The sequence below is a fragment of the Pelodictyon phaeoclathratiforme BU-1 genome (assembly GCF_000020645.1).
Lineage (GTDB): Bacteria > Bacteroidota > Chlorobiia > Chlorobiales > Chlorobiaceae > Chlorobium > Chlorobium phaeoclathratiforme.
The window spans coordinates 1,407,879-1,433,793 of record NC_011060.1 but is presented as its reverse complement, the minus strand read 5'-3'; the positions used below and the strand labels follow the sequence as shown (position 1 = coordinate 1,433,793).

The 25,915-nt window shown below is 46.1% G+C and carries 24 protein-coding genes; 6 read left to right on the top strand and 18 right to left on the bottom strand.

Annotated features, from left to right (window positions below):
* The first annotated feature begins 54 nt into the window (after window positions 1-54).
* Window positions 55-1,437: an argininosuccinate lyase gene (gene argH / locus PPHA_RS06790; protein WP_012508121.1), complete on the top strand. Its 1,383-nt coding sequence runs from the start codon at window positions 55-57 to the stop codon at window positions 1,435-1,437.
* Here the strand turns inward: argH and PPHA_RS06785 are convergent.
* The 3 genes from PPHA_RS06785 to PPHA_RS06775 all read right to left on the bottom strand — a co-directional run bounded on the left by PPHA_RS06785 (window position 1,434) and on the right by PPHA_RS06775 (window position 6,284).
* Entirely contained in the window at window positions 1,434-3,497 is a 2,064-nt protein-coding gene (locus tag PPHA_RS06785; protein WP_012508120.1) for a carboxy terminal-processing peptidase, read from the bottom strand. The genes argH and PPHA_RS06785 overlap by 4 nt on opposite strands.
* A gap of 20 nt (window positions 3,498-3,517) precedes the next feature.
* Entirely contained in the window at window positions 3,518-4,036 is a 519-nt protein-coding gene (locus PPHA_RS06780; RefSeq protein WP_041526468.1) for a class I SAM-dependent methyltransferase, read from the bottom strand.
* Window positions 4,037-4,217: 181 nt separating this feature from the next.
* Window positions 4,218-6,284, bottom strand: coding sequence for a carboxy terminal-processing peptidase (locus PPHA_RS06775; protein ID WP_012508118.1), 2,067 nt, complete (start codon window positions 6,282-6,284; stop codon window positions 4,218-4,220).
* Between the two features lie 161 nt (window positions 6,285-6,445).
* Between PPHA_RS06775 and PPHA_RS06770 the strand changes: the two genes are divergently transcribed.
* On the top strand, window positions 6,446-7,420 hold the full coding sequence (locus PPHA_RS06770) for a class II fructose-bisphosphate aldolase (protein WP_012508117.1): 975 nt from the start codon (window positions 6,446-6,448) through the stop codon (window positions 7,418-7,420).
* A gap of 84 nt (window positions 7,421-7,504) precedes the next feature.
* Here PPHA_RS06770 and PPHA_RS06765 read toward each other — a convergent pair whose 3' ends face one another.
* The 5 genes from PPHA_RS06765 to PPHA_RS06745 form a co-directional block, all read right to left on the bottom strand.
* A complete protein-coding gene (locus PPHA_RS06765) occupies window positions 7,505-8,722 on the bottom strand; it encodes a M20 metallopeptidase family protein (RefSeq protein WP_012508116.1) in 1,218 nt (405 codons plus the stop codon).
* A gap of 126 nt (window positions 8,723-8,848) precedes the next feature.
* Window positions 8,849-9,448 carry a CBS domain-containing protein gene (locus tag PPHA_RS06760; RefSeq protein WP_223294002.1) on the bottom strand — a complete coding sequence of 200 codons (600 nt, stop codon included), beginning with the start codon at window positions 9,446-9,448 and terminating at the stop codon, window positions 8,849-8,851.
* Between the two features lie 80 nt (window positions 9,449-9,528).
* Window positions 9,529-9,963 (bottom strand): ribose 5-phosphate isomerase B, encoded by a 435-nt coding sequence (rpiB, locus tag PPHA_RS06755; RefSeq protein WP_012508114.1) that lies wholly within the window; start codon window positions 9,961-9,963, stop codon window positions 9,529-9,531.
* Between the two features lie 18 nt (window positions 9,964-9,981).
* The gene (ppk1, locus tag PPHA_RS06750) at window positions 9,982-12,096 is read right to left on the bottom strand and encodes a polyphosphate kinase 1 (RefSeq protein WP_041526467.1); all 2,115 of its coding nucleotides are present in this window, start codon (window positions 12,094-12,096) and stop codon (window positions 9,982-9,984) included.
* A 15-nt stretch (window positions 12,097-12,111) separates the two neighbouring features.
* A complete protein-coding gene (locus PPHA_RS06745; RefSeq protein ID WP_012508112.1) occupies window positions 12,112-12,708 on the bottom strand; it encodes a 5-formyltetrahydrofolate cyclo-ligase in 597 nt (198 codons plus the stop codon).
* Between the two features lie 290 nt (window positions 12,709-12,998).
* Here PPHA_RS06745 and PPHA_RS06740 point away from each other — a divergent pair, with 290 nt between their 5' ends.
* From PPHA_RS06740 to PPHA_RS06730, 3 genes are all read left to right on the top strand, one after another.
* Window positions 12,999-14,327: a dihydroorotase gene (locus PPHA_RS06740; protein ID WP_012508111.1), complete on the top strand. Its 1,329-nt coding sequence runs from the start codon at window positions 12,999-13,001 to the stop codon at window positions 14,325-14,327.
* Window positions 14,328-14,441: 114 nt separating this feature from the next.
* Window positions 14,442-14,636, top strand: a complete 195-nt coding sequence (locus PPHA_RS06735; RefSeq protein ID WP_012508110.1) for a hypothetical protein — start codon at window positions 14,442-14,444, stop codon at window positions 14,634-14,636.
* A gap of 72 nt (window positions 14,637-14,708) precedes the next feature.
* Window positions 14,709-15,497, top strand: a complete 789-nt coding sequence (locus tag PPHA_RS06730; protein WP_012508109.1) for a class I SAM-dependent methyltransferase — start codon at window positions 14,709-14,711, stop codon at window positions 15,495-15,497.
* Window positions 15,498-15,539: 42 nt separating this feature from the next.
* Here PPHA_RS06730 and PPHA_RS06725 read toward each other — a convergent pair whose 3' ends face one another.
* The 4 genes from PPHA_RS06725 to PPHA_RS06710 all read right to left on the bottom strand — a co-directional run bounded on the left by PPHA_RS06725 (window position 15,540) and on the right by PPHA_RS06710 (window position 20,842).
* A complete protein-coding gene (locus tag PPHA_RS06725; protein ID WP_012508108.1) occupies window positions 15,540-16,535 on the bottom strand; it encodes an SDR family oxidoreductase in 996 nt (331 codons plus the stop codon).
* Between the two features lie 89 nt (window positions 16,536-16,624).
* The gene (locus PPHA_RS06720) at window positions 16,625-17,668 is read right to left on the bottom strand and encodes a BMP family lipoprotein (RefSeq protein WP_012508107.1); all 1,044 of its coding nucleotides are present in this window, start codon (window positions 17,666-17,668) and stop codon (window positions 16,625-16,627) included.
* A gap of 163 nt (window positions 17,669-17,831) precedes the next feature.
* The gene (locus PPHA_RS06715; RefSeq protein ID WP_012508106.1) at window positions 17,832-18,680 is read right to left on the bottom strand and encodes an SDR family oxidoreductase; all 849 of its coding nucleotides are present in this window, start codon (window positions 18,678-18,680) and stop codon (window positions 17,832-17,834) included.
* Between the two features lie 62 nt (window positions 18,681-18,742).
* Complete coding sequence (locus tag PPHA_RS06710) at window positions 18,743-20,842, bottom strand: GAF domain-containing protein (protein ID WP_012508105.1); 2,100 nt, start codon at window positions 20,840-20,842, stop codon at window positions 18,743-18,745.
* A gap of 380 nt (window positions 20,843-21,222) precedes the next feature.
* Here PPHA_RS06710 and PPHA_RS06705 point away from each other — a divergent pair, with 380 nt between their 5' ends.
* Window positions 21,223-21,813, top strand: a complete 591-nt coding sequence (locus PPHA_RS06705) for a YdcF family protein (protein ID WP_012508104.1) — start codon at window positions 21,223-21,225, stop codon at window positions 21,811-21,813.
* Between the two features lie 4 nt (window positions 21,814-21,817).
* Here PPHA_RS06705 and PPHA_RS15920 read toward each other — a convergent pair whose 3' ends face one another.
* The 6 genes from PPHA_RS15920 to PPHA_RS06680 form a co-directional block, all read right to left on the bottom strand.
* A complete protein-coding gene (locus tag PPHA_RS15920; protein WP_012508103.1) occupies window positions 21,818-21,976 on the bottom strand; it encodes a hypothetical protein in 159 nt (52 codons plus the stop codon).
* Between the two features lie 39 nt (window positions 21,977-22,015).
* Entirely contained in the window at window positions 22,016-23,470 is a 1,455-nt protein-coding gene (locus PPHA_RS06700; RefSeq protein WP_012508102.1) for an NAD(P)/FAD-dependent oxidoreductase, read from the bottom strand.
* Window positions 23,471-23,588: 118 nt separating this feature from the next.
* Window positions 23,589-23,792 (bottom strand): YgaP family membrane protein, encoded by a 204-nt coding sequence (locus PPHA_RS06695; RefSeq protein ID WP_041526746.1) that lies wholly within the window; start codon window positions 23,790-23,792, stop codon window positions 23,589-23,591.
* A gap of 151 nt (window positions 23,793-23,943) precedes the next feature.
* Entirely contained in the window at window positions 23,944-24,618 is a 675-nt protein-coding gene (locus tag PPHA_RS06690; RefSeq protein WP_012508100.1) for a fibrobacter succinogenes major paralogous domain-containing protein, read from the bottom strand.
* Window positions 24,619-24,690: 72 nt separating this feature from the next.
* The gene (locus PPHA_RS06685; protein ID WP_012508099.1) at window positions 24,691-25,347 is read right to left on the bottom strand and encodes a class I SAM-dependent methyltransferase; all 657 of its coding nucleotides are present in this window, start codon (window positions 25,345-25,347) and stop codon (window positions 24,691-24,693) included.
* Window positions 25,348-25,396: 49 nt separating this feature from the next.
* Window positions 25,397-25,870 (bottom strand): DUF134 domain-containing protein, encoded by a 474-nt coding sequence (locus PPHA_RS06680; RefSeq protein ID WP_012508098.1) that lies wholly within the window; start codon window positions 25,868-25,870, stop codon window positions 25,397-25,399.
* Window positions 25,871-25,915 lie beyond the last annotated feature (45 nt).

Sequence of the window (25,915 nt, the reverse complement as noted above, 5' to 3'; positions counted from 1 at the left end):
ATATTTTTATTATTTTGCCCGGGCACCGTTATTCCCACAACAACTGATATTCTTATGAGCAGCAAGAAAGAGTTACTCTGGCAAAGCCGATTTTCACTACCCTTTGACCGCGACGCGCTGTTGTTCTCTTCGTCGGTTCATGTTGATAAAAAGCTCTATCGTGAGGATATTCAGGGCTCTATTGCTCATGTGACCATGCTGGCCGAAGAGCATATTGTCAGCGCTGAGGATGCAACCCAAATTATTGCCGGACTCAGGGAGATTGAGGTGGAACTTACCGATGGCACGCTTCTCCCCCACTGGGAGGATGAGGATATTCATACGGTGATCGAAAACAGGCTGAAGGAAAAGGTCGGAGCTGTTGCCGGTAAACTGCACTCCGGCAGAAGCCGTAATGACCAGGTTGCAACCGATACCCGTCTCTATATGCGCCGTCAGATTACTGAACTGCAGGAGGCTCTGGGAGGTCTTTTGAAGGTTCTTGTGGAGAAGGCGGAGAGCCATCGAGAGACGATCATCTTTGGGTATACCCATCTGCAGCGTGCCCAGCCTATTTCCGCCGGCCATTACTACCTTGCATGGTTCAACATGTTTTTGCGCGACCGTCAGCGCCTTATTGATCTCATGAAAAGGGTCAATATCTCTCCTCTTGGCGCAGCAGCCTTTGCTGGCAGTACGCTGCCGCTCAATGCTGAAAGAACGGCTGTTCTGCTTGGTTTTGACGATCTTTTTTCCAACAGTATTGATGCGGTCAGTGATCGTGATATTGTCATCGAGTTCATCTCCGACTGTTCGATGATCATGATGCACCTCTCCCGGTTTGCCGAGGATCTGATTCTCTGGAGCTCTTACGAGTTTGGCTATCTTGAGATCAGCGATGCCTTTGCGACCGGCTCATCCATCATGCCGCAGAAGAAGAATGCTGATATTGCCGAGCTGGTAAGGGGTAAAACAGGAAGGGTGTATGGTAATCTTATGGCTATGCTGACCATCATGAAGGGGCTGCCTCTCTCCTATAACCGCGACATGCAGGAAGACAAGCAGCCGTTGTTTGACAGCGCAGAGACGACGATCGGGAGTGTCGCCATCTTTACAAAACTGCTTGAGCATACCAAGCTGAAAGAGGAGCGATTGGCAAAACTGACGGCAGAGGATCTCAGCCTTGCCACCGAGATAGCGGAATATCTTGTGCGCCGTCAGATTCCTTTCCGCGATGCGCACCGTATTACCGGCAAAATCGTTACCTGGAGCATCGCTTCGAATGTGACCCTGCCAAATATCCCGGTAGAGAAGTTCCGGGAGTTTTGTGAGGTTATTGATCCGGATATTTACGACTCCCTCAAAGCGGATGTAAGTGTAAACTCCAAAAGAACACATGGGAGCTGCTCATTTGACTCCGTAGCGCTCCAGATTGAGAAAGCCAGAAAAGAGCTTTAATGCGGTGATGGCAGGGTTCCTGCTTTCAGGTTCCCTGCCTCAAGTTCTGCCGCCAGATCGCCAACAACTGCTGCTGACTGGTTGAGCACGGCATCCTTGTCGAGATCTTTTGCAGGATCCTGCTCCTTGACCCACTGCTTCTCAATCCGTTTAATGGTCTCTGTTTCTGATTTGATGGCGGAGTCCTGAAGCGATATCTCCTTTTTTTTGCGAATCTGGTCAAGGGTAGCGATATCGTGCAGATAACTCTGATAGAGAGGATTCTTCGATGAGCGCTGCAGAAAATTTTGTCGGAGCAGATTGATCTTTTCAGGACTGACCTCTGCGGTGGGTTTGTAGAGTGATGGCGAGATGGTGCTCCATGGCAAACTGCTGGTATAGGTATCTTCGCCGATTTTTGCCATATCGATCATGGAGGGCATGGCAATATCAGGCTCGACACCCTTGTGCTGGGTACTGCCTCCAGAGATCCGGTAAAACTTTGCCATGGTAAGTTTTATCTCTCCAAGTTCAGTTTTCTTCCCAATAAAAGAGTTTGGCCGTGAAAGTCTGATCAGGCTTTGAACGGTACCTTTCCCGAACGTTCTCTCTCCAATGATCACACCGCGGCCGTAATCCTGAATGGCCGCAGCGAAAATTTCGGATGCAGAGGCGCTGTAACGGTTGACGAGAACGGCAAGTGGCCCACTATATTGTACCCGACTGTCTTCGTCCTTGAGTACCACTTTTCCACCTGCAGCGTCGCTTATCTGAACGACCGGTCCGCCTGGAATAAAGAGTCCGGTAACACTCACAGACTCTTCAAGCGAGCCACCGCCATTATCACGAAGATCAATAACGATGCCGTCCACATGCTCAGCATTCAGTTCGTTCAGAATACGGCTGACATCGCGACTGGTGCTGTTGTAATCGCTGGCGTTCTGTTGCTGTCCTTCGAAATCGAGATAAAAGGAGGGGATGGTAATGACTCCGATTTTCTTCGATTTCTGTATGATAATGCTTTTCTTTGCTGCCTGTTCCTGCAAGTTGATTTTGTCGCGCAGGAGTTCGACTATTTTTTCCGGCCCACGCCCACCCTGGCTGGCCGGAAGAATTTTCAGGCGAACGATGGTGCCCTTTTTCCCCCGAATCAACTTTACCACATCATTGATTCGCCAGCCGAAGACATCAACGATTGCAAGGGCTCTCCCCTGACCGACGCCGATAATTTTATCCCCTTTTTTCAGGGTATTGCTTTTGAATGCCGGCCCCCCCGGAATGAGTTCATGAACAATCGTATACTCCCCTTCTGTCTGCAGTTTGGCGCCGATTCCCTCAAGTGAACGGCTCAGGTCGATCTGAAAATTCTGATACTCGTCTGGTGAAAAATAGCTTGTATGGGGATCAAATGACGTTGTCAGAGCGTAGGTATAGGCTTGAAAAGCATCTTCCGGCTTCAGGCGGTTCAGAATGTTCAGTCTGCTTGTATAGTTTTTTGCCAGCTCTCCACGAATGCTTTTGTTGCTCTCTCCTGAATATTTCAAATTGAGCCACTGGTATTTCAGCTCTTTGTTCCACAGAGCGATAAGCTGGCTCCGGTCAAGAGGCCAGGGATCACTCTTGCGGTCAAGATCAAGGGTTTCCGGTACGGATAAATTGAGATGCACCTTATCGGCTAATGCCTTCATATAACGCATTTTCTCTTTTGAACGCTGAAGAAACAGGTTATAGATGTCAAAGCCTGCATGTGCACTGCCAGCAAGAAATTCGTCATCAATCGTATTGCCATAACTCTTCCTGAGCCGCTCTATATCACTTGCCAGAAAGTAGCTTTTGCTGCCGTCAAGATTGTCAATAAAACGGCTGAAGATCTGCTGAGAAAGGGAATCGTTGACAGGTACCTTTCTATAGTGTTTCTGCATAAGGTATTGACCGATAACCCGGACAGCCTCTTTCTCTTCAGCAGTAGGTTTGAGAAGAGTAACCGTCTGGGCTGAAGCCCGCTCCTGAGGATTTGCAGCCCGAAGCTGCAAGGAAATTCCCAATGCAACCACAAAGCAAAACAGACTTTTTCCAAGCATTGTCGTTAGGTATGATAAGCTTATGAATAAACCCAGACAGAGGCTGGTGGAATATTTTTTAAAACAAACCGCTTTCTTGCTTTACTCCGAAAATCAACTTCATCAAGAGGATTATTGAGGCCATACGTGTACATGACACACCATTTGAGGAGGCCTTTGCTGTAGAGTGTATTAACAATGGGGATAAATGATGACTTGAACGGATTGTTGATCAAGGGAATTGAAAGAACCAGACCAAACCGCTCGTCAACTTTTTTTAACTCCTCCAGCGCACATGAATTGACCGTCTTCAGATGGGGGAAATTTTTCCGTAGTACGGCACAAAATTCCTGATCGATTTCAACCAGTAACGGGTTCAGGCTTGATATATGTTTTGTGATTGCTCCGGTTCCAGCGCCGATCTCAATAACAGCCGTATCATCCAACTCTTTGATTGATTTAAACATGGCTTTTGCCAAAAATTCAGAAGAGGGTATGACGGAGCCAATACTCTGTGGATTATTTAAATATTTTTTAAGAAACAAAATTTTTTTTCTCATACAATTTACTTGATTTTTCATGTTTCATTATCAACCGAAACATCATCTTCATTCCTTGATGGTGCGGTATCAACGACCTTATTGAATTCATTTTCAAAATCAGCCTGTGCTTTTTTAAATTCTCACATCCCTTTGCCGATTCCCCGTGCCAATTCCGGCAGTTTTGAAGGTTCAGGAAATGTCAGTTCAGTGATGGTAACGTCCGCGTAACCGTCTCTCTTTGCGCTGCTTTCAGATCTATTATATCGGAAACAACTGCTGCCGACTGGTTGAGCAACACATCCCTGTTCTTGCCGTTGGTCGAATCAGTATCGGCACTCCACAATCCTTCAATCAGCTTGATGCGCTCTGTTTCCGATTTAAAGGCAGAATCCTGAAGTGAGACCGCCTTTTTTTTGCGAATCTGGTTCAGGATACTCAAGTCATGCAGATAGGCCTGATAAAAACGGTTCTTTGATGATCGTTCCTGCTGCTTATGACGAAGCAGAGTGATCTCTTCCGGGCTGACATCTGCTGTAGGACGATAAAACGATCGTGAAAGAGTACTCCAGGGCAAACTGCTGCTGTAGGTATCCTCTCCTACAAGAGCGGTGTCAATCATGGAGGGCATAATAATATCGGGCAAAACCCCTTTATGCTGAGTGCTGCCCCCGGATATCCTGTAAAATTTGGCAACAGTGAGCTTGATTTGACCAAGATCAGGCTGCTTTCCAAAAAATGAGAAGGGCCTCGTCAGTTTTATGATGCTTTGAACCGTTCCTTTCCCAAACGTTCTCTCTCCAATAACAACTCCACGCCCATAATCCTGTATGGCTGCAGCAAAAATTTCGGAAGCTGATGCGCTGTAACGATTGACCAACACAGCAAGCGGGCCGCTGTAAAGAACTCTGCGGTCTTCATCCCTGAGCACCATTTTGCCGCCGGTTGAGTTACTTATCTGCACAACAGGGCCATTTGGAATGAAAAGTCCCGTAACATTCACGGACTCTTCAAGCGAACCGCCGCCGTTGTCACGAAGATCTATCACAAGACCCTCGACACCTTCATTCTTGAGTTCATTCAAAATACGGGTTACATCACGACTTGTGCTGTTGTAATTACCGGCATTCTGTTGCTGACCTTCAAAATCAAGGTAAAATGAGGGTATGGTAATAACCCCTATTTTCTCTCCATTGAGTTGGATAATACTTTTCTTTGCCGCCTGTTCCAGCAAATCGACCTTGTCTCGCTGGAGGAGTACAATTTTTGCTGGCCCACGTCCACCCTGATTTGCCGGGAAAACTTTAAGACGTACGATGGTACCTTTTTTCCCGCGGATAAGCCTTACGACATCATTAATTCTCCAACCGGAAACATCAGTAATATTCCCACTCCGCCCTTGCCCGACACCAATAATTTTATCCCCTTTTTTCAGGAGATTGCTCTTAAAAGCCGGGCCTCCCGCAATAATCTCATTAACAACGGTATACTCGCTCTCTGTCTGCAGTTTGGCTCCAATTCCCTCAAGGGATCGACTCATGTCGATCTGAAAGTTTTCGTACTCATCCGGAGAGAAATAACTGGTATGGGGATCGAACGATGTGGTCAAGGCATAGGTATAAGCCTGAAAGGCATCTTCCGGCTTTTGACGGTTAAGAAGGTTCAATCGGTTTGTGAAACTCTTTGAAAGTGTCTGCCTGATGGTTTTGTTGTTTTCTCCGGAATATTTAAGATTGAACCATTGATATTTCAGCTCTTTTTTCCATAGTTCGGAGAGCTGACGTCGGTCGGCAGGCCATGGATCAGCCTTGCGATCAAGGTCAAGGGTTTCCGGAATTGAAAAATTAAAATGCACGGTATCCGCAACAGCCCTCATATACCGCATTTTTTCTTTAGCACGTTTAAGAAAAAAGTTATAGACCCCAAATCCCGCATTTGCCTTGCCGGAAAGAAATTCATCATCAATACGGTTTCCATAAACATGATGGAGGCTTTCTACCTCACTTGCAACAAAATAACTTTTGCTTCCGTCAAGATTTTCGATATAGCGATTGAGTATCTGCCGGGAAAGAGAGTCATTGACTGATACCTTTCTATAGTGGTTCTGCAGAAGATATTGACTGATATATTTGCCAGCTTCCTCCTGTGCCGCTGTAGGCTTGAGGGTTACAACCGGCACAGCAGGAACGGAATTTTTTGCATTTATTGCAAATACCGGCACATTACTTCCCAATATCACAATCATGAGAAGCAGTTTTTTTCTAAGCATTTTGTGCGTGATGATTTCAAAGGGTTAAGGGCAGCAGTCAAAACTACACTTGAATAAGAAAGCGAATATACATATATTAGGGAGCATTTGGCAATGCCTTCAAAGGCAGATATTCTGAAGAAAATTTCCGCACATTATAGTAAATAAAAGAAAAGCTTTCAATGGAAAAGAACAAAATCAGTTACAAAGAACTCGGGCTCTGCAACAGTCGGGAACTTTTCAGTAAAGCAGTAACAGGCGGCTACGCAATCCCTGCATATAACTTCAATAATCTTGAGCAGATGCAGGCAATTATCCTCGCCTGTGCTGAAACCAAATCTCCCGTCATCCTGCAGGTTTCGAAGGGTGCAAGAAGCTATGCCAACGAAACCCTGCTTCGTTATCTTGCCCAGGGAGCTGTTGCCTACGCAGCCGAACTTGGCAGCCCGATTCCGATTGTCCTTCATCTTGATCACGGCGACAGCTTTGAACTCTGCAAAGACTGCATCGATTCCGGCTTTTCCTCAGTGATGATTGATGGTTCGCATCTCTCTTATGAGGATAACATTGAACTGACCAAAAAAGTTGTTGCCTATGCTCACCAGTTCGACGTTACCGTAGAGGGTGAACTTGGCGTGCTTGCAGGTATTGAAGATGAGGTTTCCGCCGCACATCACACCTATACCCAGCCGGAAGAGGTTGAGGATTTCGTTTCAAAAACCGGTGTTGACAGTCTTGCTATCTCCATTGGAACTTCACATGGCGCCTTCAAGTTCAAACCGGGCGAAGATCCGAAAATCCGCCTCGATATCCTGACCGAAATTGAACACCGTATTCCCGGATTTCCTATCGTCCTTCATGGTTCCTCTTCTGTGCCACAGGACTTGGTTAAAACCATCAACGAGCACGGCGGAAAACTGAAGGATGCTATCGGCATCAGTGAAGATCAGCTTCGCCTTGCTGCCAAATCAGCGGTCTGCAAAATCAATATTGACTCTGATGGACGTCTTGCCATGACGGCCGCCATCCGTAAAGTGCTTGATGAAAAACCTGAAGAGTTCGATCCGAGAAAATATCTGGGCCCGGCTCGTGATGCTCTCAAGAAACTTTATGTTCACAAGATCATCAACGTTCTCGGCTCTGACGGCAAAGCGTAATTTGTTTCAGTTCAGTAAAAAAGGCGCTCATGGGCGCCTTTTTTTTTGAGAAATCAAAATTTGTGCGGTGGAAAAAGAGGTCCCTTATATTGATTGAAGGAGACGTACTGCTGCATAGGCAAGCAATCCACTGCCAATTTCAAGAGCTCGTTCTTCAGGATTGAAGGTTGGCGAGTGCAGGGTGTTTCCCTTTTCGTATTGAAGGGTTCCTGTCCCTATCTGCCAGAAACTCCCCGGACACTCCTGCAGATAGTATGCAAAATCCTCTGCGGTCATAAGCGGCTCACTCGCAAGCACATTTTCCGTACCCAGATACTCGCCACAGATAGTTTCCGCTTTTTCCGTAACAGCGAGGTCGTTAAAAAGTACCGGATAGCCCTTCCTGATTTCCACTTCACCCTCAACACCGAGTCCCCGGGCAACATGCTCGACTGTCTGGCGAAGCTTATCCTGGAGCAGAGATCGTACATCCTCATTCATGGTTCTCATGGTGCCTGACATCGTTACCTGTCTCGGAATGACATTGGGCGCATTGCCACCATGAATGGATGCTATCGAAACAACGGCTGGTTCATGGGGAGGAACAACCCTGCTGACAAGATGCTGAACCGCAGTAATGATATGAGCTGCAGCCAGAACAGGGTCGGCAGATTTGTGTGGCGCAGAAGCATGACCTCCCTGCCCTGTAACGGTAAAATACAATTCGTCAGCAGCAGCCATAAAACTCCCTTTGCAGAGGGCAACCTTTCCGGTTTCAACATTGGGAAAGCAGTGCTGACCAATAATGACCGATGGGTGGAAGCGCTTGAAAAGACCGGCATCAAGCAATGGTTTTGCACCACCCGGGGCTTTTTCTTCGGCTGGCTGAAAAACAAGGAGCACATCTCCTTCAAGCTCATCTTTCATCTCCGATAGAATTTTTGCTGCCCCGAGAAGCATTGCGGTATGCATGTCATGACCACATGCATGCATTTTTCCGGATTCAAGGGAACAAAAGCCGTGCTGGTTCTCTTCGTTAAGGGGAAGTGCATCAATATCAGCCCTTAAGGCAACAACTTTACCTTTGTTTGATTTGTGCTCTCCAGAAATCATGGCAACAACACCGGTTTCAAGGAGGGGCGACTCCGGTGTAATACCCTGGCCAAGCAGATAATCTGCAATGAGGGCTGTTGTCCTTACCTCTTCATAAGAGAGTTCAGGGTGGAGGTGAATATCCCTCCGTAAGGCAACAACTTCCGCAAAAATCTCTGCTGCACGCTTCTGAATCCGTCCGGAAAGTCCGGCAGAGTGTTCATTTTTCATACATAACCTGCGATTTATAAAACTTGTGAGTACCACTCCATAACAGACAACCACCACCATTCTTTTACACTTCAGCGAAAACCATTCTACAGTATGGCTCACGCACTTCCTGCTTGCCTGAAAAAGCTACATGTCCATAAAATGAATAAATTCAAGAGCTTTTTCTCTCATCTCATCATCTTTTTCCCTGAAAAATGTTGATGTGTAGCGAATGGAATAGCCATATTTTTCCAGATTTTTAACAAGCCGAAAGAGATCATGTGTCTGAAGCCTGAAGGCGATAACCATTCCCTCACCTTCCGGAGTTGCGGAGTACATACCAAAACTCAGCACAGTCGCATCATTTTTTTCAAATGCGGCAATAACCTCGGAGAGTTTCAGTTCAAAGGATGGAACATTCAGCTCAAGGGTTACCGCCTCTTCGCCCAAATGAAAAATAGCGGCAATACGCTCAAGAAGGAGCGTTTTTTCAATCACACCGATGTACCTTCCCTCCTCTTCTGATACCGCGATCAGAGGAGATGAAAAGGTACCAATCCGTGAAAAGATATCGAACACATGCTCATGAAGTCCGATACTCCCAACTCTTTCAAGCTTGAGCTCCCTCAGAAGCACTCCGTTTGTCATTGTTGACTGCTCTGAGGGTAAAAGGTCCATAATGCTCGCCATTGCCACGATTTTTCCATCATGCAGTACCGGTGCAAACTCAAGACCTCTTTTTTGCATGAAGGCGAGAACCTCCACGACCAAGGTATCATCCGCAAAGAATGGGAAGGATCTGTCAAGATTACTTTCAATGTATTCTGTTAACAGCATGGTTCGATTTTATTCACTCTTCGCTGATGCCTTCCCCCTTCAAAATCGGTGGTAAACCAGTTGTGAAGACTTTGTTCAATCGTAGCTTTATCGGTAAAACGCGCGGAAAAACAGATAATATTGGCATTATTATGCTGTCGGGCAAGTGTCGCGAATTCCGGGTTACAGGCAAGAGCCGCCCGGATGCCCTTGATTTTATTGGCTGAAATTGAAACACCAATACCAGTTCCGCACAACAGTATCCCCGAATCGCACTGCTGAGCTGCTACAGCCTCGGCAACTTTGCGGGCATAATCGGGATAATCGACTGATTCCTCATTATATGGCCCCATGTCGTCGAATTCATAATCATGGCGTTCAAGCCAATCGGTAACAGTTTTTTTGAATGTAAATCCGGCATGATCGCTTCCAACTGCAATTTTCATAACACATTTATTTTGAATTTATAGTGCCTTTTTTTTCAGTGTAGCCCTCGATAAAAACAGTGCCTGACTGTCGACTTCCGGCGCATCGTTGCTGATCTTTGAGTAAATGCCTTCGGCGTTCATCTGCCACGCTTTCACATTATCACTCAGAATCAGGTCAAGATCAGATTTGACAACCTGAATGAACGCCTTGTCGAATACCGGAAAAAGCGTTTCAACCCGATCATCAAGGTTTCTTGGCATGATATCAGCGCTTCCAAGATATAATTCTCCTTTCCCGCCATTTTGGAAGAAGTAGGCTCTGCTATGTTCAAGAAAACGTCCGATAACACTGATAACCCTGATATTCTCGCTGACTCCCGGAATTCCGGGCTTCAGGCAACAGATTCCACGGATGATGAGATCAATCTTGACCCCTTCGCAGGAGGCCCGGTAGAGCGCTCGAATGGTTTTGGCATCCACGAGAGCATTCATCTTCATGATGATTCTCCCTTTACTCTCCTTCCTGTTCCACTCGATCTCCCTGTCAATCATCTCGATTATCCGTTTTCTGGTATTGATCGGCGAGACGAGCAGTTTTCGATATTCGGTATGTTTTGAATATCCGGTCAAAGCGTTGAAGAGTTCCGCAACATCGTTTGCAAGTTGCTCATTCGCCGTAAACAGGCTGTAATCAGTATAGATCTTTCCGGTTGCGGGGTTGTAATTACCTGTACCAAGATGCAGGTACCTTTTCAGCTTCTGCTGTTCACGACGAACAATCAGGGTAAGCTTTGCATGGGTTTTCAATCCCGGCAAACCGTAGGCAACATGCGCCCCGACATCTTCCAGCGCCCGGGCCCAGACGATGTTGTTCTCTTCATCAAATCTTGCCTTGAGTTCAACGAGTACGGCAACTTGCTTGCCCTCTTCAGCAGCTTTCATCAACGCCTGGACAATAGGCGAATTACTTCCGACCCTGTAAAGTGTCTGCTTTATTGAGAGTACATCGGGATCAATTGCCGCCTGACTGATAAAATCCACAACAGGCTGAAAGGAGTCGTAGGGATGATAGAGTAACTGATCTTTTGCTTTTATGGCGCTGAAAATATCGTTATTAAACTGCTCTGCAATACGGTTACCGGGCACAAAAGGTTCATCTTTCAGCTCTGGTCTATCGATCTTCAGAAGATCCAGAAGGCACCCTAATCCAAGAGCCCCATCTATTTCATAAACGTTTCGCTCGGTGACTTCCAGGTTTTTCATGAGAAGTTTTCTGACCGAAAGAGGCATGGCAGGAGTAATGTCGAGTCGTACGACTTTCCCGTAGCGTTGTGAGCGGATTCCCTGTTCGATGGTTTCAAGCAAATCACCCGCCTCATCTTCCTCAATTTCGATATCAGCATCGCGAATCAATCTGAAAAGATGCGATTGAATAATCTTCATTTTTGGAAATAACTGAGCAAGATTGTGTTCAACGAGATCCTCCAGCCAGATAAAACGTATGATCCCGTCATCATTAAAACCCTTGATTGCATTAAGCTGCAACAGTCGGGGAAGAATGCTCGGCACCTTTACACGAGCAAACTTCAATGTGCTGCTTTCTTCGTCCTCCAGTTCAACAGCAAGGTTCAGGGAGAGGTTCGACATGAATGGAAAGGGATGACCGGTATCAAAAGCCAGCGGAGTGAGTACCGGATAGATCTCCTTGCGAAAATAGTGACTCAAAGCTTTCTGCTGGAGTACGGAGAGTTCGGAAACCCTAAGGAAGAGGATACCCTGCTGTTGCAATGCTGGCACCAGATCGTGATAAAAACACTTGTTTCTCTCACTCAACTGCTGCAGAACCATCATCCGGATTTTTTCGAGCTGTTCAAAGGGAGTATGGCCATCGATCGTTCGATCCTGAATACCCGCCTCATACTGATCCTCAATACCGGCAACTCGAATCATGAAATATTCGTCAAGATTTGAACTAAAAATCGAGATGAATTTTACCCGATCAAGAAGTGGGTGAGCTTCAGGATCAAGCGCCTCATGAAGTACTCGCTGGTTAAAATAGATCCAGCTCAACTCCCTGTTGACATACAGGGAGGTGTCCGAAAAATCCGGAGCAGCTTGCACCTTGACATTTTCTTTATTTCCAGTTTGCATAAATAGTGTCATAAATTATGAGTTGAATCGAATAATTCCTTCTTCATGCACAACTCCATCAAGAGGCTCATCCCAGGAGTTTGCAGGAACAACGTCAACTTGCTGCAGCATGAAGGATAGTCCTATACGGCAAGGAGAAATGTTCTGTTGTAAAAGCCGTTGCAAAAAACGGTCATAAAACCCTTTTCCATAACCGATACGATATCCCCTTTTATCAAAAGCAACAAGGGGCATCAGCACAACATCAAGATCTGATTCATCCACAAGAGAAACACCCCGGGGTTCAGCTCCAAATTGAGTTGGCAAGAGCGTATCACCTTTCCGAAAAAGGGCCGAAACAAGCTCTCCATTTCGGACAACAGGAACAGAAAGCTCTTTCTCCATTGCAGCAAGCCGGTCAACAATTACCGTCGTACACACTTCAGCCAGAACCGGAATGGAGAGGTAGAGATGAATATGACGGGCGTTGACAACCTCCTGCATGGAGACAACATAATCAGTAATTGCCATGCTCTTTGCATTCCGGGATTTTTCCGGAAGCAATCGCCTTCTGGCAATCATCTCCACCCTCAATGCTGCTTTCTCATCAGCAAGAGCTCTATCCGGATTCATAGCGCCCCACGTTGTGTATCCATGTTACATGTTGATATTCCTGATTCCTTGCGTCCAATCGCAATATTGAACAGATCTTGCAGATTACGAAACCTAAAATAATAAAATAGCGTTCTTTCTCTTCGAAACAATGCACTTCCGGTCGAGGAGTCGTTTCAGCATAAATAGAGAGCATAACTCTGTGCACTCCTTTCAGGCAAGAGCTTGCATATTATTTATTTGTCTTATCTTCACTGAACAGGCAGAGGTGATCTTATTTTTACGGGAACACTAATAATTATTCCAGAACCATGAGCATTATTTTTCAGCAAGCCCGCATTATCAATCCTCTTGAACATCTCGATCTCACCGGAACGGTCAAAGTGGGGGATGATGGAATCATCGAAGCTGTTCTGTATGGTAATGAATCTCTGGCTGCATCACCGGAGGATCGCGTTATTGATTTGCAAGGCTTGATTCTGGCTCCCGGACTTTTCGATATGCACTGTCATTTCAGGGAGCCAGGTCAAGAATATAAAGAGACTCTTGAGAGCGGCTCAAAAGCTGCGGTTACGGGAGGATTTACCGGAGTAGCCCTTATGCCGAACACAAAACCGGTTATTGACAATCCGACGGGCGTCGCCTATATCCGCCACCACGCAGCAACGCTTCCCATTGACATCGAGGTGATCGGAGCAATGACTGTTGAGAGCAAAGGTGAACATCTTGCACCGTTCGGCAAGTTCAGCTCCTATGGAGTCACGGCCGTATCGGATGATGGTTCGGCCATACAGAACAGCCAGATCATGCGGCTTGCATTTGAGTACGCATCAAATTTTGACCTTCTCATCATTCAGCACTGTGAGGATCGATCCCTTACGGTTGGGGCGGTCATGAATGAAGGGCTCTTTTCGACACAACTCGGGCTGAAGGGAATTCCCGATATATCCGAGGCCATTATGCTCAGCCGAGACCTTCTTCTGATGCACTATCTTGAACAGCATAAACTGCACGATCCGCTGAGAAGGGCACGATACCATGTGGCCCATATCAGCACAAAAGCATCCCTTGATCTTGTCAGAAAGGCAAAGCTGGATGGATTGCAGGTTACATGCGAAGTAACTCCACACCATTTCACACTCTGCGATGAAGATCTGTTTCATGCTGAACTGAAAGGCAATTATATCATGAAGCCTCCCCTCTCTTCAAGGGAGAATCGTGAAGCGTTGCTCGAAGCCCTTGCCGATGGAACTATTGATGCCATAGCTACAGACCATGCACCCCATGCTTCACACGAAAAAGAGTGTCCATCCGATCAGGTTGCGTTCGGCATTACCGGTCTCGAAAGCTCACTGGGCCTGACCATAACAGAACTGGTTGATAAAAATATCATCTCGCTCTCCCGTGCAATTGAACTGCTGTCGGTTAATCCAAGAAAAATAATGAGGCTTAAACCAATTCTGTTTGCACCTGGAGAAAAGGCGAATTTTACAATCATTGATCCCGATGCCCGCTGGAGTTTAACGGCAAGCTCGCTGAAGTCCAAATCCTCAAACACTCCTTTTATCGATCGCCCCCTCAAGGGAAAATCTCGAGGAATCGTCCACAAGGGTGCGCTTCTTGGATGGAACGAACTCTGAGAAGAATTCATGCAGGGGAATTTGATTATCGACAAAATTTTATTACCTTCATGTTGATTTTGTGCAGAAAAAAACAGAACTGCCTCTTAACCAAAAAGTACTACCTTACGAGTCATGGCAAAGAAACAATCGTTTGCTGATAAAGGCAAAAAAACCGGTACCAGTGATTTCAAGTGTGCCAAAGTTATTTTTTCTGTCAAATCAGAAAAGACCAATGCATGGAAATTTATTGAAAAGAATGTCAGGATCCCCAACGGAGAAAATGACCAGGTGATTCTTGCAAAAGCAATCGCTGATTACTCAAAGTAATCGTACCGGACCTTTTTATCAGGGCACCGCACCCACGGGGTGCCCTGAATCTCACCTTTTTTCCCCTCCGGCATGTCTGAATATACAGAGAGTTCAGTAACGAACTCCTCATCACCCTGGTTCAAAGAGTGGTTTAACCATCCGCTCTATCTTGATGTTTACAGCCACAGGGACAGTGATGAAGCCGCATCCTGCATTCAGACTATTCTCTCTCTGGCTGGCCTTGAACTCAAAGAGCCAGCATCACTTTCGGTACTTGATATAGCCTGTGGAGCTGGCCGCCACGCTCTTGAGCTTGCCCGACTCGGCTATTCAGTCACGGGGAATGACCTTTCACCGTTTCTGCTTGAAGAGGCCAGAAAGGAAGCGCTGAGAAAAGGGCTGCAGCTTAACCTTACCTGCGGCGATATGAGAGAAATTTCAGCATCAGGCATTTTTGATCTTGTGGTTCAGCTTTTTACCAGTTTTGGCTATTTCGACCTGAAGCAGGATGACCAGTTAGTCCTCTGCAAGGTCTATGAAGCACTTAAATCCGGGGGATGGTATGTTCTGGATCTTCTTAACCCCATACCGCTCGCCCGAAATCTGGTACCTCGCTCCAGCAGAACCGTAGGCAATCTGACCCTTCTTGAAGAGCGCACGCTTGAGAGCAACAGGGTTACCAAAACCATCACGATTACTGCTCCTCTGGAAAAAAACGTGACGTTTTCTGAATCGGTCAGGCTTTACGACAGGGAAGAGATTCTTCCGATGCTGCTTGATGCAGGCTTTTCGGTGGTTAATATCGCAGGCAACTATCAAGGCGAACCTTTCAGAGAGAATGATTCGCCAAGAATGATGCTCTTTTGCAGGAAACCGTAACTCTGATCTGTAGTCAGGTCGAAAACCAATCAGAGAATCAACTCAACCAAGCATATTACGATCACGATACCATTCGTAGGCATTTCTAATGCTGTGTTCATGGGGTTCGTACCGCATATTCAGCTCACGCATAGCCTTTGCTGAATCGAAATAGAGGAAATGAGATGCTACCCCGAACATGGACATGTTGAAGAGCTTGGATATCCGATTCTTGTTTTTATAGAGGTCCAGCGCCTGTTTCAGTATTTTTGCCATCCAGAAAGGGAGAGGAAAATTGACTCTCGGAGCTCCGGTAATTTTTGAAATGGTATCTGCAAGCTGCTTGTAAGAGACATTTTCACCACCAAGGATATACCGTTCACCCGTTTTTCCTTTTTGCATGGCGGATATAATCGCATCTGAAACAATCTCAACATCGACTACACAGATTCCGCCCAAGGGATAAAACGGCAGTTTCTTATTGTAAATATCTTTGATGATCCGTCCTGCATTAAAATTAATATCGCCTGCTCCAAACACAAATGCCGGATTGACAATGACACAGTCAAGCCCATTTTTCACCGCTTGAGCCACCTCGACTTCTGAAAGATGTTTCGTCCTTGCATATTCCAGACCGATCTGGTGGAAATTCCATATGACGGATTCATCGACAGGTTTTTTGTCGAAAGCAATTCCAACCGCTGTGATAGAACTGACATGAACAAATCTTGTCACTTTGGCTGCGGCTGATGCCTGCAGCATATTGCGGGTACCTTCAACATTGATTTTATAAAGCAGGGCATTTTTTTTATCCCCCATATAGGTAAGACCCGCAGAGTGATAGACAAGATCAATGCCTTTCATTGCAGCATCAAGTGAGCTCCTGTTGGTAATATCACCATAAACCAGCTTGACCTTGTGCAGGACATCGGAGAGAGAGGTTAAATCCGAATTTTTTCGGACAAGAATTGAAACTTCATCATCAGTTAAAGCCAGCTTTTTAACAAGACACGAACCAATAAAACCAGTTGCTCCGGTTACAAGGATTTTTTTATTCACCAGTATTGTTCTTCAATCAATTAACAATCCACCATTTTTCCGCTCACTAAAAAAAGACCACCAGTGGTTACTGAACGGTACTGTAACCATTATTGTACAACGGCGGTCTCATCGACAACAATTTCCCCTGACACTATTTTTTTTCTGATATCCTCCAGTTGTTGGTGATTTTTAATACCAATCAATGGTGCATTTTTTTCGTTGTACACATAATCGGTATAACGATCTGCCAGACCGAATACAGAAACACCGCCACCCTTGAAACTTCCATTCAATACGCTCTCCACCGTTTTCAGAAGTGCCCTGTCGACGGCTTTGGTCATACTGCTCAACACAAATCCCGGAGCTTCAGCTTCCTGATCCCGGTCTGTGCAGATAACAAGAGCTTTGCTCTCCCTTGCAGCTTCAATAACACCCAGTCCACTGGCTCCGGCTGCCTGATAAATAATATCCACTCCCCTTCCATACTGTCCAAGTGCGAGTTCCCTGCCCTTGGCGGGATCGGCAAAGGCGCTTCCGGTCATGCCGATATAACCTGAAAGAACTCTGATACCGGGGTTGACGGAGCGGGCACCGGCAATGAAGCCTTGTTCAAATTTTTTGATGACGCTTGATTCCATCCCGCCGATGAATCCAACCGTGTTTGTTTTGATAACCAGTCCGGCAAGGGCGCCTGCGAGAAAAGAGCCTTTTTTCTCTTCAAAAACGATTCCCTCGAGATTTGCAGGTATACTGGTTTTCTGCTGATGAATATAGTCGATGCAGACAAATTTTTTATCGGGAAATTCTGATGCAATAGCCGTAATATCTTCACTGAAAAGCATGCCGACTCCGATAATGAGCCCAATATCCGGATCCACTGCCATCTGACGTAATGCCGCCTCACGATCCGCACCCTCGCCTTGTGGTTCTATATAAAGGAAGTTTATCCCATATTTTGCCTTGGCGATTTCAAGGCCGTTATAGGCAGAATCATTGAATGACTTATCACCCCTGCCACCGACATCAAAAACCAGACCTGCCTGTAATTTGCCAGCCGAAGAGTGTTCACTGACTTTTTTTTCTTTGTTTTGACCAGAACAGCCGGAAAGAATGAATAAAAAGAACAACAACAAAGAGAGCGAATGCTTCATCGATTTTTCGGAAAGAGATTATACCGACAGCTTTTTTTGACGTTGCCAATTTATGAAAAACTCGCTTTAATTAAAAGCTGTAACCTGATAATGAAACAACTCTGCGACATTAACAAGCCGCAGTATTGATCCCCCTATTGGGCATTTCCTTTCTTCTGATCAATCAGGAGTGCCCTTTGGCTCGACCAACCTCTTTTGGTTTGCCGATAACCACTTTCATTCCAATGAGCAACCTGAAAAACATCATAACAAGTGGCTGGTACCTTATACGACTTGTGCGTCTGGTTATCTCCCGTATTTTCGGCACCAAAACGGAAGCAACCTTTTCAGCTCGTTCTGCGATAACAGAGAAAAACCTCATTGCCTCTTCCGTGGCATCTTGAAACAGCAAGTCCGTCAGCACGAGACCGGGACTCACCTCATGAACACCGATACTCGTTTTTCCTGCAGCTTTCAACTCTCTGTAGAGAAAATGCGTCAGTTCTGCCACCCCTCTTTTTGACGCCTTGTGTGACAGCGCTGAACGCGAAAATTTTGCCCCGATCGATGAAAAACCCATATTAAAAATATGATACACCGGTTCAGGGGAGAGGGGCTGGCGATCCATCACTCTAACGGCTTCAGCACACAGCATGACAGAGCCTGAAAGGTTGGTCGTACAGGTTTCCAGGATATCCTCCGCATGAAGTTCCCATAAAGGGCGCTTGAACAGCCCGGCGGTTCCGGCATTGTTGATCCATCGGTCAACTCTTCCGAGTCGTTCGGCAGCAAAAGCCGCAAGTTCCCTTCCACCCGATGGATTTCCTGCATCACACACAATACCATATACTTCACCAGATGGCACTGCCTGCTGAAGAGTCTGTATTGCTTCATCGAGGCGCCCGGGGTTCCTGCCACAAATGACCACGCGATCACCTGCTGCAAGAAATTCCAAAGCAAGAGCATATCCCAGCCCTCTACTCCCCCCCGTAATGACAACGCCGAGGGAGCCCACCATCTTCTTCTTTTTCATACCTCGCCTTCTCCCGTTGGAGGATGGTGCAACCATGCTATCCCTTGCAGCATCTGTTTCACTCATCCAGGAAGTGTAAAAATTTTATTGATTGCGCTGATGAGCGCATCAATAGAAAATGGCTTCTGAATGAAATTCACTCCCAACTCTCCCCCCACTTGTTTGTTAATGGAGTCTGTGGTGTAACCAGACATAAAAAGGGTTTTCAGCTTCGGGAAAAGTGATTCCAACTTTTTTGAGAGGTCACAACCGTTCATTTCAGGCAGGACGACGTCGGTTATCAAGAGGTGAATTTGCCCTTTGTACTCACTGGCAATCCGCAGAGCATCACTCGGAGCCGCAGCATCAAGTACGGTATAGCCATTATTTTCGAGCATCAGCTTATAGATATTAAGGATATCAGGCTCGTCCTCTACAAGCAGTATCATCTCTTTTCTTCCACCAGCCGATACAATCGATTGCTCACTCTCCTCCTGATCTGCATAACCGATATGCTGTGGCAGATAAATGTTGAAGGTGGTTCCCCTGCCCTGTTCGCTCTGGCATTCGATAGCGGCATGGTTCTGTTTGACAATACCATAGATTGTTGAAAGACCCATTCCTGCACCTTTTCTTCTCTCCTTTGTCGTGAAGAAGGGTTCGAAAATATGTGGAAGATCCTTTTTATTGATACCACAGCCGTTATCGATCACACTGAGCATCACATAATCACCAGACTCCTTACAACAGGGATGAGCGGCAGTGGATTCGGATTTATCAACATGAATCCTGCATGTTTTGATCGTAATTGCACCTATATCATGGATAGCGTCACGAGAATTGACACACAGGTTGCCAAGAATAAGCTCCATTTGTGCAGGATCAATCTTGACCGGGGTACTGCGACGTTCAGGTATCCAGAGCAGGGAGATATTTTCGCCCATCAGTCGCCTGAGTACCGTAAGCATCCTTTCAACCATGCTGTTCAGATCAAGAACGATAGGCATCACGGCCTGCTTCCGGGAGAATGCAAGAAGTTGATTGCAAAGATCTGCTGAGTGTTCGGAAGCTTTAAGAATAGCTTTCATATTACCCAGAAGAGGCTCTTCAATGACCTCTCTCTTCATAGCCGTTTCTGCATTACCGAGAATTATCCCCAGCATGTTATTGAAATCGTGGGCGATACCTCCGGCAAGCTGACCAAGCAATTCCATCTTTTGAGCCTGCAAAAGCACCTCTTGTATTTTCTTTTCTGATAACTCGGCACGTTTACGAGAGACAATATCCCATGCAAGATTGGCCAGTACACCCACCGTTCTTGCATCATCGTCATCATAATCGTAAGACTTGCCTCCAACACAAAGAAGTGCAGTAACCGTTGCCCCTCGCATCAGGGGAATAATAAGTATTCGTTTGAAACTGGCATGGGGCTCTTGCGCAGAAAAGCAGTTGAGCGATCCGGTGTAATTATTATCAATAACGCTGCGACGTTCCCGTATCGCATCGGTCAATATCTCCTCTTCATCCAGGGCGATAGCGTTTTCTTCCCCTTCCGGTAGTTGCGTCTTGATTTGACGGAATAATGATGATACCCGTATTGAAAATGTTTTCTGATCCTCAGTAATAACATTGAAAAAACCGATTACGCTCTCCGTAAGGCGTTCAGCTTCATCGAGTGTCGCTCTCAGCAACTCCTCGGCAGTAGAATGCTCCGCCATTTCAAGAAGACGCAGTCGCAATGCCATAATGGCTTCAAACCGCTTGCGTTCAGTAATATCAATACCAACAGCCACAACGAACGGATGATCTTCAATGATAATTCTCTTGCCCGTGATCATTCTCCATTGAAATTTCGGTCCTCCACGCAACATGACTCTTCCTTCAGAGGTCTCTTCAATACCGAAATTCAGCACATTCAGCATTTTCTCCAATGCAAAGGCCCGGTCATCGGGATGAAAGACCTCCATTGCATTGGTCTCAGACATTTCGCTTTCATCTTTTCCAACAATTTCATCACGATGATAGGCGTTCCACCAGACAAGTCGTCCATGAGCATCATTAATAGAAAATGATCCAGGGAGACTCTCAACCATGGCTTTAGTAAAAGCTCGTTCACGAACTCCAATCCGCTCCTCTTCGAAAGAGCATGTGTCTGTTTTTTTTTTGTCACCGTCCACTGTCATTGGAGTTTCTTTTTAAGCTTTTGGCAGAAGCATCAAGCCGTATCGTCTTTTTTTACCCCGAGTACACGCCAAATATATCAGGATACTTGGCACACAAATTCGTGTAACGACAAGCTAAATAATAAAATAAAAATACACTATTCTTTCTTTTTTCTTATCTGGTATTGATCGGCAAAAACGCATATTGAGATCCCTGGAAAGGATTGAACCTCAACTGACTCACGAATACGAAATGTGGTACAAGCCGAACAGGTTAACTGCATGATATTCCTTATTGGCAAACCTGCGGCAAGCTTTAAAAAATTGGTTATAATCCCCGTAACCAGGCAATTCTCAACCGAACTGGTTGTATTGTCGTATCAAAACCCTCAATTGTTGCTATGAGACTTTTTGTTAAAATCACCCTGATTTTTTTTCTTTCACTAACCACCGCTGCCGCTCTCTTGTTATCCTGCCTCGGTATACTGGTTTCACAACATGCCGCAGACCCTGAAAAATGCGATGTCATTATTGTGCTGGGAGGCGATAACGGACTAAGGGTACGCAAAGGCGCAGAACTCTACAACGCAGGATATGCAAGCCATGTTATTCTGACAGGAATTGATGAGCGATTTTATCGTCCCAGCCACCCGAATTGGCGTGAACGCCGGATGATAGCACTTGGCGTCCCCAAAAAGGCAATCAAAATAGATACCAAATCAAAAACCACATGGGAAGAGGCGGAGAACACGTCGAACACTATGGAAAAGAAGGGATGGAAAAGCGCTATTATCGTCAGCGATCCCCCACACATGCTCCGGCTTCATCAAACGTGGAACCGGGCATTTAAAGGCTCGTCAAAAACATTTATTCTTGTATCGACAACCCCTTCATGGTGGGACAGAGTGCTCTGGTGGAAAAACAGACAAAGTTACCAGTTTGTGATCAGCGAGATCAAAAAAAATCTTTTCTATGCGGCAGTTTACTATTAGAACATCAGGAGTGCCCGCCGACAACGATCCGCATGATTTTAACATTTAAAACGACGAATCGAAAAAGTTGCCACAGCAGATTCTTCCGCCAGTAGAGCGTCCCTTTCGAAGGTACCGGTGGATAAGCCTCATCGTAGTATGCCTTGACTTTATTCTTGCTCATAGGTTTTTGATTGTTGAATGTTATTCTGAAAGAGGGGGCTTATTCCGGAATCAGCCACCAGAAGGGATAGCCCTTGGCTTTGTGGAAGAAGAGATAGTGCAGGATGACTTTCAGCCAATGCCCTGCCAGACCAGCCTCACCGAGTGAGTAGTTCATGTCACGACCCCAATCAGGATACTTCTCCCAGTCCGGAACAACCGGGAAGAGAGTCATTGAGGCACCAAGACCATCAAGTGATCCAAATCCTGCCGACACGACACATGCTGCACCCATTCTGCTCATCGATGCCTTGTGTTGATGCTCCTCGGCTCCCTGGATTTTCTCGGCAATATTCAGCGCCACAATTTTGCCCATGACACCTGCAGGCATTCCAGTACGAGGAGCTGTCGGGAAAATCTGACGACCGCTCGGACTCGACATCGGTTTTGAGATGGGATGCGGTGGTGCAAAAGCAATGCCCGGAGCATAGATATTCTTAAACAGAGGGTTCTGGTAAATTGAGGGCCAATCATCAGCCTCCCAATCTTCAAAAGGTTTTGCAGTATAATCGGCATCGACCTTCATGAACTTGTTCGGCGCAAACATCTTCTCGGTAATATCTGCTCCTGACTTGTCATAAGAGGTTAGTCCCACGCCTGAAAATGAGGGGATAAGCATGGCAAAATCAAATTCCTGGCTCTTCTCTTCTCCTTCGAGCGTCTCGTAATATACTTTGCCAGGATCAACCTGATGAACCCCGGCTCGCCTGATCCAGTTGATACCATACTCGGCCATAAGCGATTCAGTGAAGACCTTCGTCGGCGTGTAGTAGCCTCCCCGGTTGATAAACGCTCCCGCCATACCGAAATCGCCCAGTTCGTACTCATTTGAAATCCAGGTAATCTGTGCCTTGTCACTCAAACCAAGCTTTGAGATTTCATAGGCTACATTCAGGATGTATTCGAAGGCCGCACCCTGGCAGGTCGCCATGGCATGACCTGTTCCGATCAGAATCCGCTGCTTCTGGCCTGCCTGCATCTTTTTGATGTTATCCTGCAGGTGCTCCCAGGCATGAGCTGCATGGCCATAGGTACAGACCGAAAAACTGTTCTTGTCCGGGCCGAGACCTTCTGTAGCGTCAAAATTCAGCTTGGGCCCGGTAGCGTTGACCAGATAATCGTAGTCTACCATCTCCCTCTCTCCGTTTCGCACGCCGTCAGTATATTCAATCGTCACATACCCTCTTGCGCTCTGACCATCACCTTCCGGATGGATTTCAATCGCTTTGGCCTGCTTGAGGATAATTCCCCAACGGTTGTACACTTTTTTCAGCTCAAAACGAACATCATCAATCGTCATCCGACCAACACCAACCCAGATGTTTGAAGGAATCCACTGATAATATGCATTCGGGGTAACAACAACCACCTCATGATGTTTGCCAAGTTTCTTTTTGAGAAACGAAGCAGCGGTATGACCTGAAACCCCCGCTCCCAAAACAACAACTTTCGCCATAGAGTGTCAATTTTTTCAATCGTTCGAAATAAATGCTCGTTTTATCCATACATGCAAAACGTTATGGGCGATTTTCCTGCGTTTATGTATATGCGGATTCACAAAAAAAAAAGTAATACTATTTAAAAGCATGTCCGGGTTCAACGCCAACAGCCTTCAGGATTTTAGCAAGTGGACAGAACCCTGTAAAAGCCGCCTGAAAAAGGTTTACACCCACAAAACCTGTAAACCAGAGCCAGTTCTGATCGTGATAGATAGAGAGGAGGACACTCGAAAACACAAAGAAGCCTGCGACGGCAAAAACAAAACGATCAATATTCATGTCAAAAATATTTTTATTATTGGGAAAGTTATAAAAAAGTACAGCAAACCCCTCAAACATGTACACAACATATTATCGGGTTCTACGATACAGAAAAAAAAATTTACTTGTAACGACGCACGGCAGAAACACTCACTGACAGGAAAAGCTCTCAATCCTTATCTTTTACACAGCGAACCGAAAATGCATTATTTTTACCAGCCTTGCCTTGCCGAAAAACCGCGTCAAAATAGCCAATAGCGCTAACCCTGACTGTTTTTGCTGTTAACTCCGTTGATGACCAGAAGCGACTGTACCCTCCTGGCGCCATAAACTCTCCATCGGTGTCCCTGCGTGCTCCGGCCGGAAGAGCGTTAAATCCGCTGCTCTTGTTCGACCCGGCACTCTGCTCTTTCCAGTGTGAGGTTGCCTTCATTGCTCCACCGGCCTTTTCTGTTCCACCAAGCAGAGTTCCCAACTCTGACCACTCGGCATCAGTGGCTACATGCCATCCCGCAGGGGCAAGACCTCTCGGATCATTGACCGCATACCAGTTATAGAGCTTTCCATAAATTTTGCCATTTTCTGCATCATTCCCGTTATAACACCAGGCTCCTGTTGTCAGTTTTGTCCACACAGCGGGATCCTTTATTTCCGGTATGATATCGCCATTACGATAGTGTGCGACATCAAGATTTTCTCCTGTCCAGTGCATTGACCCCATCTTCATAACCGTGTAGCTGTTTCCGTCAATATCGGTACTCTTTTGTGGTTTACTGGTGCAACTGGCAAAAAAAAGCATCCCAAGCAATACCCCGGCGCTTACAAAAACTCTTTTCTTTTGCATCGTGTTCCTCTGTTTCGTAATCATTGTGAACCTATTATCTCTTTTGTTATCAATATCAGACACAAGCCAATCTCAGGATTTCGCTTTTAGAGCAGTAACCAAAAAAATCGGATACACAGCTCTTTTCCTCTCCCTGTTCTCCTTTTCAAGGAGATGTGCTGTTTCAAACATCGTTCTCTGAAACCCTGCCGTATGAAGCATAGCGGCAAGTTCCTCGCGCTCAAACCCATGATGAACTTTTTCCAGCGGATCGTCATGAAACAGGCCATCCTCCTTGTCAAGATCTGCTATAGCAATCATACCACCAGGAACGAGTATGCTTGAGATGCGATTGAGAAATTCTGCCGTATCACTGATATGGTGAAGGGTCATGCTGCTGTAGATCAGATCGAAGCACTCTTCCTGTTTACCGTTCTGCAGAGATGCCATAAGATCAATCTGCCTTGTTTCTATATTCGTGATTCCGAATCTCCGGATTTTTTCCTGAAGCACAGCAAGCATTTCCTGTGAAGTATCAATCGCTGAAATCACACTTACAAGCGGTGCAATTTCAAGAGTGACTAAACCTGTTCCGCATCCAAATTCAAGGGCTCGCATGGTTTTCGTCGGTTTGGTCGTTGCAATGATAGCCTTGGCCACAACCGAAGCAAGCTCACTTCTTCGAGGGTTCTCATCCCACTGCGATGCTTCGCGATTAAATTTATCAGGACTGTTCCAGGAATCAGGCATGGTAAACGGTAAAATAGTTAAAGATACAGGGTACTTTAAGTCAAAACCCTCATACCTGAGGGAGAAATTCGGGAAGACACCCTCCCATGCGCTTCAGGGGGGCTTGGCAATGAGGACAAACTGTTTCCCTGCAAGGCTCTCCCTTCTGATGCGGAAGCTTGAGACCGCATTCGGGACATTCACAAATATTTGGACGGTCAGTAAGGGTCGAGTCGCAAAGGGAGCGAAACGTACCACCCTGAATACAGAGTTTTTTGCCGTCAACAATTGCCTCTGCAACTTTTTTATGGGCCGCCTCAAGAATACGGCCAAAAGTTGGACGAGATACCTGCATCCTTATTGCCGCATCAGCCTGGTATAACCCCTCTTTATCAGCCAATCGTATAGCCTCCAGCTCATCAAGCGTCAATACAATACTTTGCAGTTCTTCAGGAGGAACCCCTTCCGGTTTAAAACAGGTTATCCGGGGCATATCCTGAATGCTTCGGCAATGAGTCGGACGCCCGACCCGATTGGTTTTCATAAGAACCACCCGGAAATTTTACGGTCACTATCACCGCTTTTCCGG